Genomic DNA, 15015 nt, shown 5'->3' on the forward strand with positions numbered 1-15015 from the left:
TCTGGAGGCACGCATGGCGACGACCCTGGACACCATCACCGAGGTGCTCACGCAGACCTTCCCGATCGACGCCGCGGACATCACCCCCGAGCGGACCTTCGAGGACCTCGGCCTCGACTCGCTGGCCCTGCTGGAGATGGGCCTGGCGGTGCAGGAGAGCACCGGAATCACGCTCAACGACACAGAGCTGCCGAAGACGGTCGGCCAGTTGGTCACCCTGCTGGACGCCGCGCGGGCGCACGTCGAGGACGCGGGTGCCGGGCACGCGGGCGCCGGGCATGCGGAGGTGGGGCATGCAGAGGTTGGGCATTCAGACACGGCGCCGTCGGCCGCCACCCCGCCGCAGGCCCGTACGGCTGCCCTGTCGGCTGCGGACACCGACGCATGACCCGTATCGCGGTCACCGGCCTGGGGATCGTCAGCCCGGGTGGCCTCGATGCGCAGAGCACCTGGCAGACCCTGCTCCAAGGAACCTCGACCGCGACGTACGACGAAGAACTGGCCGGACTGCCCGTCGACATCTCCTGCCGGGTACCCGACTTCGACGCCCGCCGCCTCGTCGGCTCGTCCGCCTGGCGGCTGGACCGGTTCACGGCCATGGGCCTCCTGGCCGCCCGCGAGGCCCTTGCCGACGCCCGCCTGGATCCTCGGACATGGGAGCCGCCGCGGGTCGGCGTCGTGATCGGTTCGGGCACCGCCAGCATGGAACGCTACGCCCTCGAATTCGCCAAACTCGCCGACAACCGCCCCCTGGACATCTCCCCCCTCGCCATCCCGCGCAGCGTGCCGAACATGTCCGCCGCGGAGATCGGCCTCGACACCGGTGCCCGTGGACCGAACTTCACCGTGTCCACCGCATGCGCGTCCGGAGCCACCGCCATCGGCACCGCCCGCGACCTGCTCCTCGCCGGGACGTGCGACATCGTGCTCGCGGGCGGCGCGGAATCCGTACGCCACCCCATCCCCGCGGCCTGCTTCCACCGGATGGGCGCTCTCTCCCAGCGCACCGAGGACCCGGCCCGGGCCAGCCGTCCCTTCGATTCGTCCCGCGACGGATTCGTCCTGTCCGAAGGCGCGGCCGTACTCGTCCTCGAACGATCCGAACACGCCCGCGCCCGCGGCCTCCAGCCACGCGCCTACCTCGCCGGCTACGCGGCAAGCTGCGACGCCCACCACTACGCGGCCCCCCATCCGCAGGGCCGGGGCGCGGCCGAGGCGCTCACCGCCGCCCTCGCCGATGCCGCCCTGGAGCCCGTCGACATCGGACACGTCAACGCCCACGGCACCGCCACCCGTCTCAACGACCTGGCCGAAGCCCGCGCCCTCAACGCCGTGTTCGGGACGCCCCCGGCCGTCACATCGCTCAAGGGGGCGCTCGGCCACGCGATCGGTGCCGCGGGCGCGATCGAGGCGGCCGTCACCGTCCTGACCCTCCAGCACGGACTGATCCCGCCGACGGCCAACCACGAGGACACGGCTCTCGACATCGACCTGGATGTCGTCGCCAAGGCCCCCCGCACGACGCACGCCAGGGCCGCGGCCAGCACCTCCTACGGTTTCGGCGGCCAGAACGCCGCCCTGGTGTTCACAACGGGCTGACCCACCGCACCCCGACGAATCGCACCGCCTGCGCCTGCGTCTTCGCCTTCATCTGCGCCCGCGTCCGCAACACACACCCTTACCCCCCTTACTATTCAACTTTGACTAGACTGACGGCCATGGGCGAGAAAACAATTCCGATGCTGCCGTGCCAGACCCTTCAGCCTGTACTCGACTTCTACACCGTCCTCGGCTTCGAGGTGACCTTCCAGCAGAAGAGTCCCAATCCGTATGCCGTCGTGGAGCGCGGAGGCATCCAGCTCCACTTCTTCGGGATGAAGCAGTACGAGCCGACGGAGTCCTACAGCAGCTGCTACATCCGCACCGACGACGTCGATGGCCTGCACCAGACCTTCCGATCCCGCCTCAAGGCGGCGTACGGAAGAATCCCGAGCCGCGGGCTGCCCCGCATAGGGCCGCTGAAGCACACCTCGCACGGCGTACGCCAGTTCCTCCTGACCGATCCAGGGGGCAATTGTCTGCGCATCGGGCAGCAGACCAGTCAGGACCCCCACCACCGGCCCGCACCCGAGGACACCTTCTCCCGAGCCCTGCATCACGCCTCCCTCTTCGCGGACTCGAGGGACGACCCGGCCGCGGCTGCGAAGGTCATCGACCGAGTGCTGCGCATCGAGGACGAGCGGCCCACGCCAGTGCAGCTGTTCCGCCTCCTGGCACTCCGAGCGGACGTCGCCGACCGCCTCGGAGACGCGGCCACCGCGACCACCGCGCTCGCCCGTGCCACCGCGGTCCGACTCACCACACAGGAGCGCGACTCGGTCCGCGACGACCTCGAACGCCTGGGGGAGTTGAGGGGTTGACCCAACCAACTGAGGAGTTCACCAGTGCGGTCGAAGTCGTCGGGGTGGATCTCCTGCCGACTGGTAAGAGCCCAAGTGGCGAACGGCGTCCTCTGCCTGCGAACCAGGGTCGAGACAAGTGCGCCGCTCACCTTGGATGCCTCGCCGCTCATGCGGTTCCAAGTCGACCTGGAAAAGCCGGCCTGCGCGGGTGAGCGCGGGCCGGCTTCGTCTGCCACGGTCGATCAGCCGTACTCGAGGAAGTGATCCCCGTCGGATGCGGCCGTCATGACTGATGCTCGGCAGTCCGCCTCTCGGTGATTTCCGCAGCACTTCTCTCGGACGGCGGCTCGTGCGGCCCCGTCCTCGGCGCGTCGCCCCGGGGTAGGGTGAGGAAGACCGTCATCAGCGCGCTCGCCAGGTAGAGCAGGGCGAAGGCCCACATCACACCTTGGACGCCGAAGGGGCCGAGAAGGAGACCGACCACGGCCGGGCCGAGGAAGGTGCTGGCGCCGGCGCCGAGGTTGAGGGCCGACATGGCCTGGCCCTTGTGCCGAGGCGCGAGCGACGGCATCAGGGCGGACAGCGGTACGTAACCGGCGAGGGTGGCGCCGAAGAGGCTGACCAGCAGCAGGGCGAGGGGGTAGTTGTGGCCTGCGGCCATGGTTCCGTAGTAGAGCAGCAGTGTGGTCACCGCACAGCCCACTCCGCCGCACCAGGCGACCGTGCGCTGCCAGCCGATGCGGTCGCCGAGGAGGCCGAAGAGCAGGTTGAAGAAGATGTTGGTGGCGAACATCGCCGAGAGGAGTTGCAGCCACTCGGTGAGGGAGAAGCCGAGGGTGTCCGTGAAGAAGACCGGCAGGAAGACCAGGAACCCGAACTGCGCCGCGGTGTTGATCGCGCGGACCACGGCGCCGACTCCGATGCGCGGGTTGCGCCAGACGATCGTGAGCGATCCGAGCAGAGTGGCCACCGGGCGTTCACCCGCGGGCGCGAGGCGCCTGCGCCCCGTCGGCTCGCGCACCAGGATCAGCGCGATGAGCCCGCCGACCACGACCAGTGCGAGTGAACTCCACAGAGTGGAGTAGGCGCCGATCTGCGGAATGGTGACGCTGGCGAACAGGGAGCCGAGGGTGGGCAGGCCTCCGGTGAAGGCGAACCAGAACCAGCCGACCGCCGAGCCGAGCCGGTGTTTGGGGGTCACAGCGGAAACCCAGACCAGGAAGCCGTAGGCGAAGAGCGGGTAGCCGAAGCCGCGCAGGCCGTAACTGACCAGCAGTAGGTTCATGTCGGCGGTGGGTACGGCGGCTGTGAGGAACAGGACCTGGAAGGCCGCCCAGATGCCGAGGCCGAGCATCATCACGCGTCGGGGGCCCCAGAGGTCGGACAGGGCGCCGGAGAACCAGGCGGCGATGCTGGCTGTCAAGCCGTAGACGGTGAACAGCAGCGCCACTTGGTCTCGGGCGATGCCTTGATCGATGAGGTAGGGGGAGAGGAATCCGGACTCCACACCGTCACCGATCATGAAGATCAGGACGCCCAGAAACCCCCAGGCGAGCGTTTTTGGAATGCCGATGCGTTCCAGCGACAGGCGGGACCGGGTTTTCTCGGGCGGGGCGGATGCATTCGGGGTGACGGTCACGGCGAACCACCTTCTCGGGGACGGGGAAGTCGAGTGCCGTAGGGCGTCACGATGAAAAGGCCGTGCAGGAAGGCGGTCAATCCGTCGGTGCGAAGACCTCGCGGAGCCGGTGAGTCACTGTGTGAAGTCGGAAGGGGCTGAATTCGGCCACGAAGTGGGATGGGAGCTGTCTGAGCAGGTCACAGGGGGTGTGCGTGGGAAGTCGTCGGCATCACGCTCGGGTGAAATCGATGCGATGTTCACGTGACGTGATGAGCGCTGGGCGGGGTTCCTGGGAGTTCGTGGCGGCTCGCAGTAATGGCCCTGGGGGAGAGTGGCTGGTCACCGCGGGACGACGCGCACATTGACGCCGCGCTCGCGCAGCTTGTGCACCTCCCCGGCCGGTGCCGAGTCGTCCACCAGGACCAGGTCGAAATCGGTGAGAGGGGCCAGGGCGTACAGGCCCTGGTTGGCGAACTTCGTGTGGTCGATGAGGAGCACACGGCGTGCCGCAGCCGCCATCATCGCCTGCTTGACCTGCACTGTTTCGGGCGACATGTGGTAGCAGCGGCCCGCGGTGACAGCGGTCGTGGACATGAACAGCACATCGGCGCGGAAGGCGGCCATGCTGTGTGCCGTGTGCGGACCCATGAACGCGTCGTACGCCGGGAAGTAGGCGCCGCCGAGGGCCACCAGAGCCACTCCCGGCTCCCTGGCGAGGGCGGTGACGGCGGGCAGCGAGTTGGTGATCACGGTGATCGGTGTGTGGGCGGGCAGGTACTGGGTCAGGCCCAGGCAGGTCGTGGAGTCGTCGACGACCACCACTTGGCCGGGCGCCAGCTCTTCGGCCGCCGCCCGAGCCAGCCGCTGTTTGACCTGTGTCATCGTCGTCATGCGCTCGCCGACACTGCCGTGGAACTGCGTCGACGGCAGGCAACTCGCGCCGCCCCGCACCTTGCGCAGCCAGCCCTGCGCCTGGAGCGCGTCCAGATCGCGGTGGACGGTCATCACGCTCACGTCGAACTCGGCCGCCAAGTCGGAGGTGCGCACGAACCCCTTCGTCGTCACCAGTTCGCGCAACTGGCGGCGTCGCTCCTCCTGCCCCTCCACACGGGTCATGACCGACGGCCCCTTCCGCTTCCCCGCACCGGCGCTGTCGTCCGACGGGCGCCGGCATGCGACATACGCATGTGAAACTCACACGAACATAACACGCTGACGGCAAGCCACATCCCATGTGCGCAGGGCAGGTGTCCAGCGAGATCGCACGATGCCATGAGCCGGTTGCGGGATATTTCGCGGCCCCGATTGACGCGGCTTTCTTCCGGGCGATTCGCTGGGTCCGTTGGCGCAGAAGTTCCAGCCGACGGCGCCGGCGCAGCGGAATCCATTCCGCGAGGACGCCACGCTGCGGCCTTGGTGAAAGAGCAGGTATCCCGGTCATGTCGGTTCTCACTGTCGATGTCGGCACCTCGGTCATCAAGTCGGTCGTGTTCGACGCCGAGGGCAGGGAAGTGGCGGTCTCCCGCATCGGAACCGAGGTCCTGCGACCGCAGCCCGGTTGGGCCGAGCAGGACATGGAAGCGGTGTGGAACGGGGTTGTCTTCACCGTGCGCAGCGCTCTGTCGCACATGGGTCCCGACACTGAACCGGTGTGGCTGGTCGCGTTCACCGCCCAGGGGGACGGCTGCTGGCTGGTCGACGACGACGGCAGGCCCACCGGGCCGGCGGTCCTGTGGTCCGACGGGCGCACCGGTGATCTGCTCGCGCGCTGGCAGAGCGACGGTGTGCTGGAGCAGGCGTACCGCCGCAACGGCTCCCTCACCTGCACGGGCATGCCCAACGCGGTGCTCACCTGGCTCGCCGAGCATGACCCCGAGCGGCTGGAACACTCCCGTGCCGCGCTCACCGCCGCGGGCTGGCTGTTCCTGAAGCTCACCGGAGTCACGGCGATCGACGCCTCCGACGCGTCGGCGCCCTTCCTCGACCACGCCACGGGCGACTACGACCCGGAGATCGTGGACCTGTTCGAACTGTCGTGGGCGCGTCGCCTGCTGCCGCGCGTCCTGGGCCACGACGAGTGCATCGCCGAGATCACTCGGCACGCGGCAGGCGAACTGGGCCTGCCCGCCGGTCTCCCCGTCGTGATGGCGCCGTACGACATCGCCGCCACGGCCCGCGGGGTCGGCGTCGTCGATCCGGGGCAGGCGTGCGCCATCCTCGGAACCACCCTGTGCACCGAGGTCGTCCGCCCGAACGTCGACACCTCCGGTGAGCCGTCCGGCATCAACATCGCCTTCGGTGGCCCGGACCGCCTGCTGCGTGCCCTTCCCACCCTGTCGGGCACCGAGGTACTGGACTGGGCCTGCCGGACGCTCGCCGTCGAGGGCCCCGCTGCCCTGGGGGACCTCGCCTCCGCGTCCCGGCCGGGCGCCGCCGGGCTGGGCTTCCTGCCGTATCTGTCGCCCGCCGGAGAACGCGCACCGTTCCTCGACCCGAGGGCCCGCGGCACCTTCTGGGGCCTGTCACTCGATCACACACCCGCGGACATGGCCCGAGCCGTCTTCGAGGGCCTCTCCCTGGTCGTGCGGGACTGCCTGCGGGCTTCCGCCACCGAGGTGCACGAGCTCCGGCTCTGCGGCGGCGGCGCCACCAGCGACCGGTGGTGCCGGCTGATCGCCGACACCACCGGCGTCCCGACCGCACGCAGCACCGACACCGAACTGGGCGCAAAGGGCGCCTTCCTGACCGGACTGGTCCTCACCGGAGCCGAGAAGGACCTGCGCCAGGCTGCCGCCAAGTACGTTCGGATGGGCTCCAGTTGGGAGCCGGACCCGATCCGGGCGGCTCTGTACGACGAACTGTCCGCGGCACACCTGGCCTGGCGGGACGCGGCTCGATCCCTGGGCTGGTCACCACTCCGTACGCCCACACCCCCACCCGCCACCGCTGAGCAACCCCCCGCCCACCCCCTGCGGGAGCACCGGGGTCCACCGCCCCGGCACCTGCTGCCACCCCCCGCCGCAACGACACCCGTCCGGAAGACTCGCATGCCTGACGCCCTCAGCCCCGACGCCGTCCACCTCGGTCTCGATCTCGGTACGCAAAGCGTGCGCGCGATCGCCATGGACGGCACCGGACAGCTGCTCGCCGCGGCCTCCCGCCCACTGACCAGCCACCGCGACGGCCTCCGGCATGAACAGGACCCCGACCAGTGGTGGTCCGCTCTGAGCGACGCCTGCCGCGAGGCACTGGACGGCATCGACACCCGTCGGGTGCGGGGCCTGGCGGTGGACGCCACCTCCGGGACCATCCTGCTCGCCGACCCCTCCGGCACCCCCCTCACACCGGCCCTGATGTACGACGACGGGCGCGCCGCCCGACACGCGGAACGGGTCAACACCGTCGGCGCAGCCGTATGGGAAAAGCTCGGATACCGCACCATGCAGCCGTCCTGGGCCCTGCCCAAACTGCTCTGGCTCCTCCAGCACACCGAAGCGCCGCGGGGAACCCGGCTGCTGCACCAAGCCGACCTGATCACCTGGCGGCTCACCGGACGCCGTACCCCCACCGACTCCAGCCACGCTCTGAAGACCGGCTACGACCTGCTCGCCGAGCGCTGGCCCGTCGAGGAACTGACCGCCCTCGGCGTCCCCGACGACCTGCTGCCCGACGTCGTACGGCCCGGCACCGTCATCGGCAATGTCTGCGCACAAGCCGCAGCGGCCACCGGCATCCCTCCCGGCGTACCCGTCGTCGCGGGCATGACCGACGGCTGCGCGGCACAGATCGGCGCGGGCGCTCTCACCCCCGGCGCCTGGAACTCGGTGCTCGGTACCACCCTCGTGCTCAAGGGCGCCAGCCTCCGCCCCGTGCACGACCCCGCGGGGGTGGTCTACTGCCACCTCGGGCCCGGCGGCACCTGGCTGCCCGGCGGAGCATCCAGCAGCGGCGCCGGCGTCCTCTCCCGCCGGTTCCCCGGCGCCGACCTCGATGCCCTCACCGAGCAGGCCGCCACCACCGATTCCACGGCGGTCGTCTACCCGCTCGCCGGTGCACGAGGTGAGCGGTTCCCGTTCCGCGCCCCCGACGCACACTCCTTCGTACTCGGCGAACCGACCGGCACGGCGGAGGAGTTCCACGCCTGCCTGCTGGGCGTGGCCTGCCTCGAACGGCTCTGCCTCGACCACCTGGACCACATCGGCGCCCCCGTCGACGGCCCGCTCAGCCTCACCGGCGGCGGCGCCCGCAACCGGTACTGGTCGCAGCTGCGCGCCGACCTGCTCGGCCGGCGGGTGACCCTGCCGGAGCAGGCCGAGAGCGCCGCCGGCATGGCCGTGCTCGCGGCCACCGCCTGCGGCGTGCCGCTGGAGCAGGCCGCGGCCGCCATGGTGCGATCCGGGACCGAACTGCACCCCGACTCCTCCCGCACCCGACGACTCCTTCCCCGCTACCTCGGCTTCGTCGACGAACTGACCCGCCGGGGCTGGCTGGATCCGCAGGTGGCCACCCACGCCCACAGAAAGGCCCAGCAGTGACCGACTTCGTCCTCGTACGGCACGGAGAGACAGAGTGGCACGCGGAGAACCGCTATGCCGGCCGCTCCGACGTGCAGCTCACCGAGCGCGGGCACAAGCAGGCCGCCGCACTCGGCGCCTGGGCGGCCGGCCGGCAACTGGACGCGGTGCTCAGCTCACCGCTCTCCCGTGCCCGGCTCACCGCCGAGCCCACCGCCAACGGCCTCGGCCTGCCGTTGCGTATCGACGAGCGACTCCGCGAAGTCGACTTCGGGCACGGCGAGGGACTCACCCGAGCAGAGATGCGGGAACGGTTCCCGGCCGAACTGGCAGCCTTCCTCACGGATCCGGTCGCCCACCACCTGCCCGGAGGCGAGGACCCGGCAGCAGCCGCCGCTCGCGCCATCGCATGCCTCACCGACGTCGAACAGGACCTGCCCCACGGCCGCGTCCTGGTCGTCGCCCACTCCACCCTCGTCCGCCTCGTCCTGTGCAGGCTGCTCGGCATCCCCCTCGCCCACTACCGCCAGGTGTTTCCCAAGCTGGACAACGGCGCGCTCACCGAACTACGCCTCCAGGCCGGACGAGCATCACTCCTGCGACTCAACGTCCCCACGCTGACCACCGACTGATTCACTTCCCGGAGAACCACCGTGCCCACCACAGTCCTCGCCGCGGGCGATCACTTCGTGCTGCCCCGGCTGCTCACCCAAGAGCTGCGCGACGCCGTACCCGAGCCGGCCGCGCTCGACATCCGCGAACTGCAACTGCCCTGGCCGCACACACCGTTCGGCAAGGTCGCCGAGGTCGACGAGGCATCCGGCAGCGAAGACGACATCATCGAGGCACTGCGCGGGAAGCAGATCTGCGTCACCCAGATGGCGCCGCTCACCGAACGTATCCTCACCGCCTGCCCCGACCTCGAACTGTTCTGCGTCAGCCGCGGCGGACCGGTCAACGCCAACCTGGACGCCGCCACCCGCCACGGTGTCGCCGTCTGCTACGCCCCCGGCCGCAATGCCGTGGCCACCGCCGAACACACCCTCGCGCTCATCCTCGCCGCGGCCCGCGGCATCGGCGACGTCCACGCGGACCTCAAGCAGGGCGCCTGGCGCGGCGACTACTACGACTACGCCAACTGCGGCATCGAGATCGACGGCTCGACCATCGGACTCGTCGGCTTCGGCGCCATCGGCTCCCGCGTCGCACGCGTACTCGCGGCCATGGGCGCCACCATCCTCGTCCACGACCCCTATGTACGCCCCGAGGCGGTGCGGGGCCTGGCCCAGCTCGTGACCCTGGAGGAACTGCTCGACCGCTCCCGCATCGTCTCCCTGCACGCCCGGGTCACCGACGAAACCCGCGGCATGATCGGCCGCGCCCAGATCGCCTCCATGCCCCGCGGTGCGGTGCTGGTCAACTGCGCGCGCGGCGCCCTCCTCGACTACGACGCGGTGTGCGACGCCCTGAACGACGGGCACTTGGGCGGCGCCGGGTTCGATGTCTACCCCGACGAGCCCGTACCGGCCGGGTCCCGGCTGCTGTCCGCACCCGGTGTCGTCCTGACTCCGCACATCGCCGGGGCCAGCCGTGAAGTCGCCCACAAGGCGGCCCGGATCGTGGCAGCGGAAGTGGCCCGCTACCTGCGCGGCGAACCCCTCACCCACTGCGCCAACCCGGAGGCCGTGCGTACGCGAAGGTGACACACGCGGGCACGGCCGAGCCGAGGACGCCTGCGAGTCCACGGCGGTGTGCTCGCTCCGTCAAGCCGTCGAATACGACAGCCGCTTCGCCTTCGGCAGGTCGGTCAGTCGCTCGATGCCGGGTTCGTCCACGAGGAGAACCGAGTAACCCGGCAGGAATTGAACATCGCCGAGCACCGCGAACCCGGACCCGAGCCGCCGCAGCACGGTCGGGTTCTCGCCTCGCAGCGCAGCCCCGATTCGGTCCGTTCTCCAGTCACCAGTCATGCCCCCAACCTAGCCAGGCACCGTGCGCCGATCTCAGCCCTTCACCGCGCCCGAAGTGAGCCCCTGGACGATGTGGCGGCTGGCGAAGGCGAACAGGAGCATCGTGGGCAGGATCGTCAGTACGGCTGCCGCGGACATCGAGCCCCAGTCGATGTTGAAGCTGGAGATGAAGCCGTTCAGGGCGGTGGGGACGGTCTTGTTGCTGTCGCTGTTCATGAGCGTCACCGACAGGAACAGTTCGTTCCAGCAGTTGACGAAGTTGAAGATGAACGCGGCGATGATGCCGGGGGGCATCACCGGCAACAGCACCCGGAACAGCGCCGCGAAGCGGGACAGGCCGTCGATCATGGCGGCCTCCTCCAGCGCGTCAGGGATGTTCTCGAAGAACCCGCGCAGCATCACCGTGCAGAAGGGGATGCACACCGCGATGTAGACGAGGATCAGGCCGAAGCGGTTGTCGACCAGCTTCAGGTCGGTCATCAGAAGGTAGAGCGGGCCCAGGGCGATGAACGACGGGATCATCTGGGTGACCAGCGCGGCCATCAGCAGAGCGGACTTGGTGCGGAACTCGAAGCGCGCCAGTACGTACGCCGAGAGCATCGAGATCGCGGTGGCCGTCACGCCGGCCAGCGTGGAGACGATGAGGCTGTTGGTGAGGTAGGTACCGAAGTCGGCGGTGCCGAACAGGCCGCTGTAGTTCTCCAGCGAGAAACGTTCGGGCCAGTACGCCAGCGGGAACTGGAAGATGTCGCCGGGGGCCTTGAGCGAGGTGACGGCGATCCAGTAGAGCGGGAAGACGGTGAAGAGCAGCCATATGCCGAGGAAGGTGAACTTCACGGCCCGGCCGGCCCGGGTCTCCTTGCCGGTCACGTCCTCACCCCTTTCTTCTCGCGCTTCTTCTCGCGCGTGGCCATCAGGAAGAACACCGCGAACACCAGCAGTGCGGCCACCACGAGGAGGCCGAGCGTGGAGGCTCTGCCGTAGTCGCCCTGCTGAGTGATCTTGATCATCCAGGTGGTCACGATGTGCGTCTCGTTGTTCGGTCCGCCGCCGGTCATGCCGAAGATCAGGTCCGGGAAGTTGAAGATCCAGATCACCCGCAGCAGTACGGTCAGCGCCAGTGTGGTCCGGATGTACGGGATGGTGATCTGGAAGAGTGTGCGGGCCTTGCCCGCGCCGTCCAGCGCCGCCGCCTCGTAGAGCTCGTCGGGGATCGACTGGAGCGCCGCCAGAATCATGATCGCGAAGAAGGTGACGCCGTACCAGATGTTGGCGATGAGGACGGCCACCATCGCCGTCTTCGGATCGGCCAGCCAGGCGATCGGTTCGTCGATCAGGCCGGCCTTCTGGAGCAGGTCGTTCACGACGCCGAACTCGCTGTTGAACAGCCAGCGGAACAGGATGCCGATCAGGAACCCGGAGATCGCCCAGGGAAAGAAGATCAGCGCCTGGTACAGGCCGCGCAGTCGGAAGCGGCGGCGCAGCCACAGGGCGAGCGCGAAGCCGACCACCAGCTGGGGGACGATCGAGCCGACCACCCAGATGCCGGTGTTGCTCAGGACCGTCCCCCAGGCGGGGTCGGCGAAGACATCGCCGAAGTTCCTCAGACCGACCCATGAGGTGTCGGTCAGGTCGGTCAACTTCCAGTTGCGGAAGGCCATCTGGCCGCCCGCGATCATGGGGTAGTAGGTGAAGACCGCCACGAAGACCGCAGCCGGCGCCATGAAGGCGGCGATGCTGAGGCCACGCCTGGTGGTGAACTCCCGCTTGCGCCTGCCCCCTTGGGGGAGACCTCGCTCACGGGAGGCCTCCCCGGTGCCCGGCGCCGTCGTCTTCGACGTCGTTGTGGACGTGACGGACATGTCTACTGCTCCTGCCGCCACTTCTCGGTCCAGTACGCGTCCCAGCCCGCGAGCAGCTCCTTGGGCGTCGTCCTGCCGAGGATCAGCTTCTGCACATCGGCGTCGGCCCGCTGCTGCCACTCGGCCCACCAGCTGACGCCGCGCGGCTGGGTGACGACCAGGTACTTGTCCGGCTGCTCGGTCATGGTGACGTAACTCGACCAGGGTCCGGACTTGTAGAAGGGGTCGCCGGCCGCGGACTTGAGGATGGGTACCAGGCTGTTCTTCTTCGTGAACGACGTCGACGCCTCGCCCTGCGACAGGAACTCGACGAGCCGCACGGCCTCGGCCTTGTGGTCGCTGCCCTTGGCCACGCCCCACCCGGCGGTGGCCAGCGGCTGCACCGTCTTGCCGCCCGGCCCGGCCACCAGCGGCGCGGTGCCCCACTGGTCCTTGGATATCGACTTCGACTCCGAGACCGTGGCGATCACCTCGGGGTCCTGGAGGAGGAAGGCCGTGGAGCCGTTGGAGAACGCCTCCACCATCTCCGGGTAGCCCCAGGAGACGGACGACTTCGGGGACGCCTGCTCGAAGAGCTCGAGATAGTTCTCGATGGCGTCCTCGGCCTCGGGGGCGGAGAAGATCGTACGGCCGTTCTTGAGCTTGAAGCCGTTCGCCGGGTCGACCTGGTCGGCGAGGTAGGCCTCGATGGCGGCGGTGGCGTTGCTGTGGGAGTTGGCGCCACCACGGAAGGCGTAGCCGTAGCGGCGCTCACCCGGATCGTGGACGGCGGACGCCTGCTCCAGCAGCTCCTGCCAGGTGGCCGGCGGCTTGTCGAAGCCCGCCTTCCCGATGAGGTCGGTGCGGTAGAAGAGGCTCAGACCGTAGAAGCCGTACGGAACGAAGTAGGTGCGGCCCTTGGTGTCCTTCGAGGCGTTGACCGCGTTCTCCGTCATCGCCTCCCAGCCCTTCCAGCCGTCGAGGTCCTTCTTCATGTCGTACAGCCAGCCGTTGTTCGACCAGGGTCCGACGGTGATGTCCCGGACCTCCAGGACGTCCACCCCGCTACCGGACTGGAGCATCTGCTGGAGCTTCTGGTCGGCCTGCTCGGTGGGCGGGGAGACCAGATTGACCTTGATCTTGGGGTGCTGCTGCTCGAAGTCGGCTATGAGGTCCTTGAGCAGGTCGGTGCGGGTCGGGTTCGTCAGACTCTCGACCAAGTTGAGGGTGACCGTTCCGCTCGCCTCGGGGCTCATGGTGGAACAGCCGGTCACTACCATCGCGGCGGCGGTGCCGAGTGCGAGAGCTGCCGTCCTTCTTCTCATCGTGCTGACCTCTTCCCTGAGTCTTCTCGGGCCCATGTGCCGAGGACGGGAACGCATTCCTCGGCGAAGTACTCGTAGTCGGCGGCGGTGTTGTAGACATGGGCGGACAGACGCATGTAGCCGATGCCGTCGAAGCTGGTGAAGGCCGCCTCCACGCCCAGCTCGCGGGCCACCCGGTCGCGCAGCGCGTCGGCCTCGACGCGGTCGGCGGCCAGGCCGTCCGGCAGGCGCACCAGGCGCATCCCTGGGACGGGCATGCCGACATCGACCGCGGTGTCCAGGTCGGCCGCTCCGGCGAAGGCGGCGCCGATGACACGGGCGGCGTAGTCGGCCAGGTCGTCCATGTAGCGGCGGGCGGCGGGCCAGCCCCAGGTGCGGTCGATGAACGCGAGGGACACCGGTGCGGCCAGGTAGGAGGTGGCGTCGACCGTGCCCTGCTGGTCGAAACGGTTGGGGAAGGGGTCGGCCGCCGCCCAGGAGTCGATAAGGGGGTGGAGCCGGTCGCGCAAGGGGCCCCGGGCGACCAACGCCGCGGTACCGCGGGGAGCGCAGCCCCATTTGTGCAGGTTGCCGGTCCAGAAGTCGTACGTCGCACCTGCGAGCGGCGCGTCGAGCAGGCCGGGCGCGTGGGCGCCGTCGACCAGGACGGGGATACCGCGCCGGCGGGCCTGCGCCCCGATGCGCTCCACCGGCAGCCGGCGTGCGGTCGCCGAGGTGATCTGGTCGACGACGACCAGGTCGGTGGCGTCGCCGAACTCGGCGACCACGGCGTCGTACGCCTGATCCTCGTCCGCCTCCAACGGCACCCGGGCGGTACGGACCCGGCCGCCCCAGCGACGTGCCATCCGCTCGGCCCCCATCGTCACGGCCCCGTAGCCGTGGTCGGTCACCACGATCTCCCCGCCGGGGCGCAACGTGAGGGCGGCGTAGACGACACTCGCGCCGGCGCTGGCGTTCGGCACCAGGGCGAGATCCCCGGCGCTCACGTGCAGGAACTCGGCCAGCTCGACCCGCGCGGCGGCGAGCCGCCCCGGAAGTGCCGGGAACCACACCACGGGTGAGCGTTCCATCTCCACCCGCAGCAGTTCCTGCCGCTCCTGAGCCACCAGAGGAACGGCCCCGAAAGAGCCGTGGTTCAGGTGCTTGAGGGCAGGATCCAGCGACCAGGCCCGGTCTGCGGGCCTACCGTCCGCCAGCAGCAGCGGGCGCGGTGCGGTGGTCACCTCGGTCTCGCTCACAGGACTCCACATCTGGGCAGGGTGGTCCTACGGAAGAGCAGACTCCGCTCGGACACATCTGATGACTCGGCATCCTGCACACCTTCCGCGGCGGAAACAAGGGT

At 69.4% G+C, this 15015-nt stretch carries 12 protein-coding genes and 1 pseudogene; 6 read left to right on the top strand and 7 right to left on the bottom strand.

Translation table 11 applies throughout. From position 1 onward, the window contains the following. The first annotated feature begins 13 nt into the window (after nucleotides 1-13). From ACHBTE_RS14905 to ACHBTE_RS14915, 3 genes are all read left to right on the top strand, one after another. On the top strand, nucleotides 14-388 hold the full coding sequence (locus tag ACHBTE_RS14905) for an acyl carrier protein (protein WP_394724277.1): 375 nt from the start codon (nucleotides 14-16) through the stop codon (nucleotides 386-388). Then, a complete protein-coding gene (locus tag ACHBTE_RS14910; protein WP_394724278.1) occupies nucleotides 385-1599 on the top strand; it encodes a beta-ketoacyl-[acyl-carrier-protein] synthase family protein in 1215 nt (404 codons plus the stop codon). Before ACHBTE_RS14905 ends, ACHBTE_RS14910 begins: the two co-directional genes overlap by 4 nt. A 119-nt stretch (nucleotides 1600-1718) precedes the next feature. Further along, nucleotides 1719-2420, top strand: a complete 702-nt coding sequence (locus tag ACHBTE_RS14915; protein ID WP_394724279.1) for a bleomycin resistance protein — start codon at nucleotides 1719-1721, stop codon at nucleotides 2418-2420. A gap of 265 nt (nucleotides 2421-2685) precedes the next feature. Here ACHBTE_RS14915 and ACHBTE_RS14920 read toward each other — a convergent pair whose 3' ends face one another. Next, nucleotides 2686-4041: an MFS transporter gene (locus ACHBTE_RS14920; RefSeq protein WP_394724280.1), complete on the bottom strand. Its 1356-nt coding sequence runs from the start codon at nucleotides 4039-4041 to the stop codon at nucleotides 2686-2688. Between the two features lie 321 nt (nucleotides 4042-4362). After that, entirely contained in the window at nucleotides 4363-5139 is a 777-nt protein-coding gene (locus tag ACHBTE_RS14925) for a DeoR/GlpR family DNA-binding transcription regulator (protein ID WP_394724281.1), read from the bottom strand. Nucleotides 5140-5462: 323 nt separating this feature from the next. On the opposite strand from ACHBTE_RS14925, the gene ACHBTE_RS14930 reads away from it, so the two are divergent. The 3 genes from ACHBTE_RS14930 to ACHBTE_RS14940 are packed head-to-tail and all read left to right on the top strand — an operon-like array spanning nucleotide 5463 to nucleotide 10240. After that, complete coding sequence (locus tag ACHBTE_RS14930) at nucleotides 5463-8558, top strand: FGGY family carbohydrate kinase (RefSeq protein WP_394724282.1); 3096 nt, start codon at nucleotides 5463-5465, stop codon at nucleotides 8556-8558. Then, the gene (locus ACHBTE_RS14935; RefSeq protein WP_394724283.1) at nucleotides 8555-9169 is read left to right on the top strand and encodes a histidine phosphatase family protein; all 615 of its coding nucleotides are present in this window, start codon (nucleotides 8555-8557) and stop codon (nucleotides 9167-9169) included. The genes ACHBTE_RS14930 and ACHBTE_RS14935 overlap by 4 nt, the downstream gene beginning before the upstream one ends. A gap of 21 nt (nucleotides 9170-9190) precedes the next feature. Continuing rightward, on the top strand, nucleotides 9191-10240 hold the full coding sequence (locus ACHBTE_RS14940) for a 2-hydroxyacid dehydrogenase (RefSeq protein ID WP_394724284.1): 1050 nt from the start codon (nucleotides 9191-9193) through the stop codon (nucleotides 10238-10240). Between the two features lie 72 nt (nucleotides 10241-10312). Here the strand turns inward: ACHBTE_RS14940 and ACHBTE_RS14945 are convergent. The 5 genes and pseudogenes from ACHBTE_RS14945 to ACHBTE_RS14965 all read right to left on the bottom strand — a co-directional run. Beyond that, nucleotides 10313-10507: pseudogene (locus tag ACHBTE_RS14945) on the bottom strand (diadenosine tetraphosphate hydrolase); the annotation flags it as partial. A gap of 33 nt (nucleotides 10508-10540) precedes the next feature. Continuing rightward, nucleotides 10541-11377, bottom strand: a complete 837-nt coding sequence (locus ACHBTE_RS14950; RefSeq protein WP_394724285.1) for a carbohydrate ABC transporter permease — start codon at nucleotides 11375-11377, stop codon at nucleotides 10541-10543. Next, entirely contained in the window at nucleotides 11374-12369 is a 996-nt protein-coding gene (locus ACHBTE_RS14955) for a carbohydrate ABC transporter permease (RefSeq protein ID WP_394724286.1), read from the bottom strand. Before ACHBTE_RS14955 ends, ACHBTE_RS14950 begins: the two co-directional genes overlap by 4 nt. Nucleotides 12370-12371: 2 nt before the next feature. Next, nucleotides 12372-13673 carry an ABC transporter substrate-binding protein gene (locus ACHBTE_RS14960; RefSeq protein WP_394724287.1) on the bottom strand — a complete coding sequence of 434 codons (1302 nt, stop codon included), beginning with the start codon at nucleotides 13671-13673 and terminating at the stop codon, nucleotides 12372-12374. Then, nucleotides 13670-14911, bottom strand: coding sequence for an aminotransferase class V-fold PLP-dependent enzyme (locus tag ACHBTE_RS14965; RefSeq protein WP_394724288.1), 1242 nt, complete (start codon nucleotides 14909-14911; stop codon nucleotides 13670-13672). Before ACHBTE_RS14965 ends, ACHBTE_RS14960 begins: the two co-directional genes overlap by 4 nt. Between the last annotated feature and the right edge of the window lie 104 nt (nucleotides 14912-15015).

This window comes from Streptomyces sp. M41 (assembly GCF_043673425.1).
Classification (GTDB): Bacteria; Actinomycetota; Actinomycetes; order Streptomycetales; family Streptomycetaceae; genus Streptomyces.